The sequence below is a fragment of the Pseudomonas sp. AGC41 genome (genome assembly GCF_057334555.1).
Genome location: NZ_JBHFJB010000159.1, coordinates 29618 through 34403 on the forward strand (window position 1 = coordinate 29618; position 4786 = coordinate 34403).

At 64.4% G+C, this 4786-nt stretch carries 3 protein-coding genes; all 3 read right to left on the reverse strand.

The features are described from left to right. Window positions 1–33: 33 nt before the first annotated feature. Entirely contained in the window at window positions 34–1431 is a 1398-nt protein-coding gene (locus tag ACE04F_RS27650) for an HDOD domain-containing protein (protein ID WP_486110736.1), read from the reverse strand. Window positions 1432–1510: 79 nt separating this feature from the next. Further along, window positions 1511–3586: an ATP-dependent DNA helicase RecG gene (gene recG, locus ACE04F_RS27655; RefSeq protein ID WP_486110738.1), complete on the reverse strand. Its 2076-nt coding sequence runs from the start codon at window positions 3584–3586 to the stop codon at window positions 1511–1513. 9 nt (window positions 3587–3595) lie between these two features. Next, complete coding sequence (locus tag ACE04F_RS27660; protein WP_486110740.1) at window positions 3596–4516, reverse strand: LysR substrate-binding domain-containing protein; 921 nt, start codon at window positions 4514–4516, stop codon at window positions 3596–3598. Between the last annotated feature and the right edge of the window lie 270 nt (window positions 4517–4786).

A 4786-nucleotide genomic window follows, 5' to 3' on the forward strand; every position in this document is an offset into this window, starting at 1 on the left:
TCGCCACAAAAGCCTAGCGGTCTGTTTCAGTAATCAGTGGCTGAACTGCGAAGCCAATTCCCGCAGCAGCACTTCGGCTTCGAGCACTTTGCTGACCACATCATTGGCCTTTTCCCGAGTCAGCCCCACGCGTTCGAGCAGCGAGTCCGGGATGTCCTCGTCCGGGCCCGAGCCGATGCTGCGCGAGCGCAGCAGACGTACGGCCAGGCACACCAGGTTCGGGTAGGCGGCGTATTCGCCGTCGTAGTGCGGGTCGTGCTGGAAGCGCAGGGCGGTGGCCAGTTCGTCGGGCATGTCCCAGTAGCGCATCAGCCAGGCGCCGATCTGCTCGCGACTGATGCCCAGCAGGTGTTGTTCCACGTAGCTGTGGCACAGGTGCGGGTTGACCTCCAGGTGTCGGCAGATCAGTGAGAAATGCGGCGGGAACACGTGGGCCAGCAACAGATAACCGAAGTTGTGCAGCAGCCCCGACAGGTAGGTCAGGCCACCTTCGGGGCGCTGGGCGCGCGGCATGGCGCGGGTCAGGCCTTCGATGACGGCGGCGGTGTAGATCGATTGTTGCCAGTAAGGCGTGGTGTGTTGCGGGTGGTCCTTGGGCAGGCTCAGGGTCTTGCCCAGGGCCAGGCCCAGCGCCAGGTTGATCACCAGGTCGAAGCCCAGCACCCGGACAATAGCGTCTTCCACCGAGCGAATCTTGCCCGGCGAGGCGTAGTACGGCGACGCGGCCCAGCTCACTACTTGCGCGGCCAGGGCCGGGTCGGTTTCCACCACGCCGGTGATGTCATCGATGGTCGCGTCGGGATCGACCCGCAACTTGATGATCTTCTGCGCGGTTTCGGCCAGTGGCGGAATCTCGATGGTTTCTTCCAGGCGTTGCTGGATACGCCGCGCGGTAAACGCCTGCACGGCCAGGGTGATTTCCTTGCGGTCATCGTCCGGGCGGTCCAGGTTTGGCGTGATGTTGCTCAAAGGCTCGCCGAACGTTGCGGCGCTGGCCTTGGTGAGCATGGTCTTGAAGGCTTCGCTGGTGACTTCCAGGAGCAGCCCCGGCTCGCCGGAGTTGATCAGCAGTTTCGGCTCGCGCAAAAGGCCTTCTTCATACAGGCACGGCGAGCTGGTCAGCGCGGGCAGGCCTGGCAGCAGGCTCAGGTTGTGCTTGCCGAGCATGCGCTCCAGGCGCTCGGTCGGCACCGCCACGAGTTTACGACCGGTGAGTTCGGCCAGCCGATTGAGGTCCAACAACTGATTTTGCGGAAACAGGACCATGAGCGCGCCGACAGCGTCGTGCAGCAGCACGGCCTGCACTTTACGAGCGGGGTTCAGACCCGGTCGCTCGATGACTTCGTCAAAGGCGATGCCCAATTTCTCGAGCAACTGCCGAATAACAGACGGAGCGTGCGGGGTTTCTGGGACGAGGGCAGCTTCGGTCATGGTCTGTATCCGTTTTCCTACAAGTTGGTCAGTATAACCAGCTTGTCGGGCAGGCGCGTCCAGAAAACTGAGCGCGTGCTCACACTTGGCCGTATTGCTGCCCGTGGCGCAGCCAGCGATCCAGCAGCGGACTGACGTGGTCCGGCCAGCGCTCCAGCAACGCCTGGGCGGCGTCGCGGACCGCAGGGAGCAGGTCGGCGTCACGCATCAGGTCGGCTACCTTGAATTGAAGCAGACCGGTCTGGCGCGTGCCGAGCATTTCACCCGGGCCGCGCAGTTCGAGGTCTTTTTCGGCGATGACGAAACCGTCATTGGTTTCCCGCATGATGCCCAGCCGCTGGCGGCCGATCTGTGACAGCGGCGGATGGTACAGCAACACGCAATGGCTGGCCGCGCTGCCCCGGCCGACGCGGCCACGCAGCTGGTGCAATTGCGCAAGACCCAGGCGCTCGGGGTTCTCGATGATCATCAGGCTGGCGTTGGGCACGTCGACACCGACCTCGATCACCGTGGTCGCAACCAGCAATTGCAAGGCGCCGGCCTTGAATTCGGCCATGACCGCGGCTTTCTCGGCAGGCTTCATGCGCCCGTGGATCAGCCCGACCTTCAGCTCGCCCAGGGCGGCGGTGAGGTCCTCGAAGGTGGTTTCAGCCGCCTGGCAGGTCAGCTCTTCCGATTCCTCGATCAAGGTGCACACCCAATAGGCTTGCCGGCCTTCGGCGCAGGCGCTGCGCACGCGCTTGATCACTTCGACCCGCCGGGTGTCGGTGACCAGCACGGTGTTGACCGGCGTGCGGCCGGGCGGCAGTTCGTCGAGGATCGAGGTGTCGAGGTCGGCGTAGGCGCTCATCGCCAGGGTCCGCGGAATCGGTGTGGCGGTCATGATCAACTGGTGCGGGCACATTCGTCCGCCCACGCCTTTCTGCCGCAGGGCCAGGCGTTGCTGGACGCCGAAGCGGTGTTGTTCATCGATGATCACCAAGGCCAGGTTCTTGAACTGCACTTCGTTCTGGAACAGGGCGTGCGTGCCGACCACCATCGGCGCGCCCTCGGCGATCTGCGCCAGGGCGGCGACGCGGTTTTTGCCCTTGAGCTTGCCGGCCAGCCAGGCGACTTCGATGCCCAGCGGTTCGAGCCAGCGCTGGAAGGTGATGAAGTGCTGTTCGGCCAGGATCTCGGTCGGCGCCATCAACGCCACCTGATAACCCGCCTCCAGCGCCTGCAGCGCGGCGAGAGCGGCGACCACGGTCTTGCCGGCGCCGACGTCGCCCTGGATCAACCGCAGCATCGGCTCGGGCTGGCTCAGGTCGTAGGCAATTTCATTGCCGACCCGTTGCTGGGCACCGGTGGGGGTGAAACCGAGATTGGCCAGGTAGCGGGCCGGCAATTTTGTCGCCTTGGGCATGGCCGGGGCGCGCAGCGAGCGCAGGCTCTCACGCAGGCGTTGCTGGGACAATTGATGGGTCAGTAGCTCTTCGAACGCCAGGCGATGCTGGGCCCAGTGGTGTCCAAGGGCGAGTTCTTCGACGTCGGCATCGGCGGGCGGGTGGTGCAGATAACGAATCGCGTCGGCCAACGGCGCCAATTGATAGTCCCGCGCCAGTTCCTTGGGCAGCCAGTCCGGCAGGCTGGTGGGACCGAGCATCGTCAGGGTCTGCTGGCAGAGCTGGCGCAGGCGCTGTTGGGTCAGGCCTTCGGTGAGCGGGTAGACCGGCGTCAGGGTTTCCGCCACGGGCGGCGGTTCATCGCCAGTGATGGCGCGGTATTCCGGGTGATAAATCTCCAGCCCCGAGGCGCCGGGACGCGCCTCGCCGTAGCAGCGCACCCGGGTGCCCCGCTTGAGGCCTTCCTTTTGCGCGTTGCTGAAATGGTAGAAGCGCAGGCTGAGCCCGCCGGTGCCATCCTGCAGGCGCACCACCAGGCTGCGCCGTCGGCCCATGACCACGTCGGCGCCGCTGACGGTGCCTTCGACCACCGCATCCTGCCCGGGCCGCAAATGACCGATGGGCACCACGCGGGTGCGATCCTGGTAACGCAGCGGCAGGTGGAACAGCACGTCCTGGAGAGTTTCGAGGCCAACCTTGGCGAGTTTTTCGGCCATGGCTTCACCGACACCCTTGAGTGTCGTCACCGGCACTTTCGACAGCTCAGTCATGGCTACGGCTTACTTGGCGGCAGGCGGCTTGGCCACGGAGCACAAGCGGATCGAGTCGGCGAGGATCTCGATGGCCTTGGGTCGCGGGAAGCTGGCGCGCCAGGCGATGGCTACGGTGCGAAACGGCACCGGCGCAGTCAACGGGCGGACTTCGATCACGCCTGGAGCGTAGTGATGGCTGTCCACCGCCGACAGCGGCAGGATCGAAATGCCCAGGCCGGAGGCGACCATGTGGCGAATGGTTTCCAGGGAGCTGGACTCCACCGTGGTGTGCTTGGCGCTTTCGCTGCCCTTGGTCAGGGTCGGGCAGGCTTCGAGCACCTGGTCGCGGAAGCAGTGGCCTTCGCCGAGCAACAGCAGGCTCTTGTCATTGAGCAGGCCGGCGTCGATGGTTTTCTTCTGGGTCCACGGGTGCTGGGCCGGCATCAGGACGTAGAACGGCTCGTCGTAGAGCGGCAGGGTCAGGACATCGGCTTCGTTGAACGGCAGGGCGATGATGATCGCGTCCAGCTCACCGTTGCGCAGCTTGTCGCGCAGCACATGGGTGAAGTTTTCTTCGATGTACAACGGCATCTGCGGGGCGACCCGGTGCAGTTGCGGAATCAGGTGCGGGAACAGGTACGGCCCGACGGTATAGATCGCGCCGACTTTCAGCGGGGCGGTCAGTTGGTTCTTGCCGGCCTGGGCCAGCTCGCGGATGCCCTGGGCCTGTTCCAGGACTTTCTGCGCCTGGGCGACGATGCCTTCACCGACCGGTGTCAGGCGCACCGCGCTTTTGCTGCGCTCGAAAATAAGCACGCCGAGTTCGTCTTCAAGCTTTTTCACACCCACCGACAGTGTCGGCTGGCTGACATGGCAACGCTCGGCCGCATGGCCGAAATGTTGCTCTTGGGCGAGGGTCACGATGTAGCGTAATTCTGTGAGGGTCATGGCGAGCGTCCGTGAAGTTGCGAGCCAAGCATACCGGCTGCAATCGATAGACGCACGTTATCAGACTGGAGGCGCGGTGCGACACTGGCGAATGCCTGTCTGGTCGTTGCCGGATATGAAAAAGGCATCTTTCGATGCCTTGGTTTCATCGTGGCGAGGGAGCTTGCTCCCGCTGGCCTGCGCAGCGGGCCCCGGTTCGGTGGATGTGATCAGTCTGATGCATTGCATTCACCGGTTTGGGGCCGCTTCGCGGCCCAGCGGGAGCAAGCT

Coding starts and splice junctions, on each gene's coding strand:
- ACE04F_RS27650 (WP_486110736.1), bottom strand. CDS start 1,431: ATGACCGAAGCTGCCCTCGTCCCAGAAACCCCGCACGCTCCGTCTGTT.
- recG (WP_486110738.1), bottom strand. CDS start 3,586: ATGACTGAGCTGTCGAAAGTGCCGGTGACGACACTCAAGGGTGTCGGT.
- ACE04F_RS27660 (WP_486110740.1), bottom strand. CDS start 4,516: ATGACCCTCACAGAATTACGCTACATCGTGACCCTCGCCCAAGAGCAA.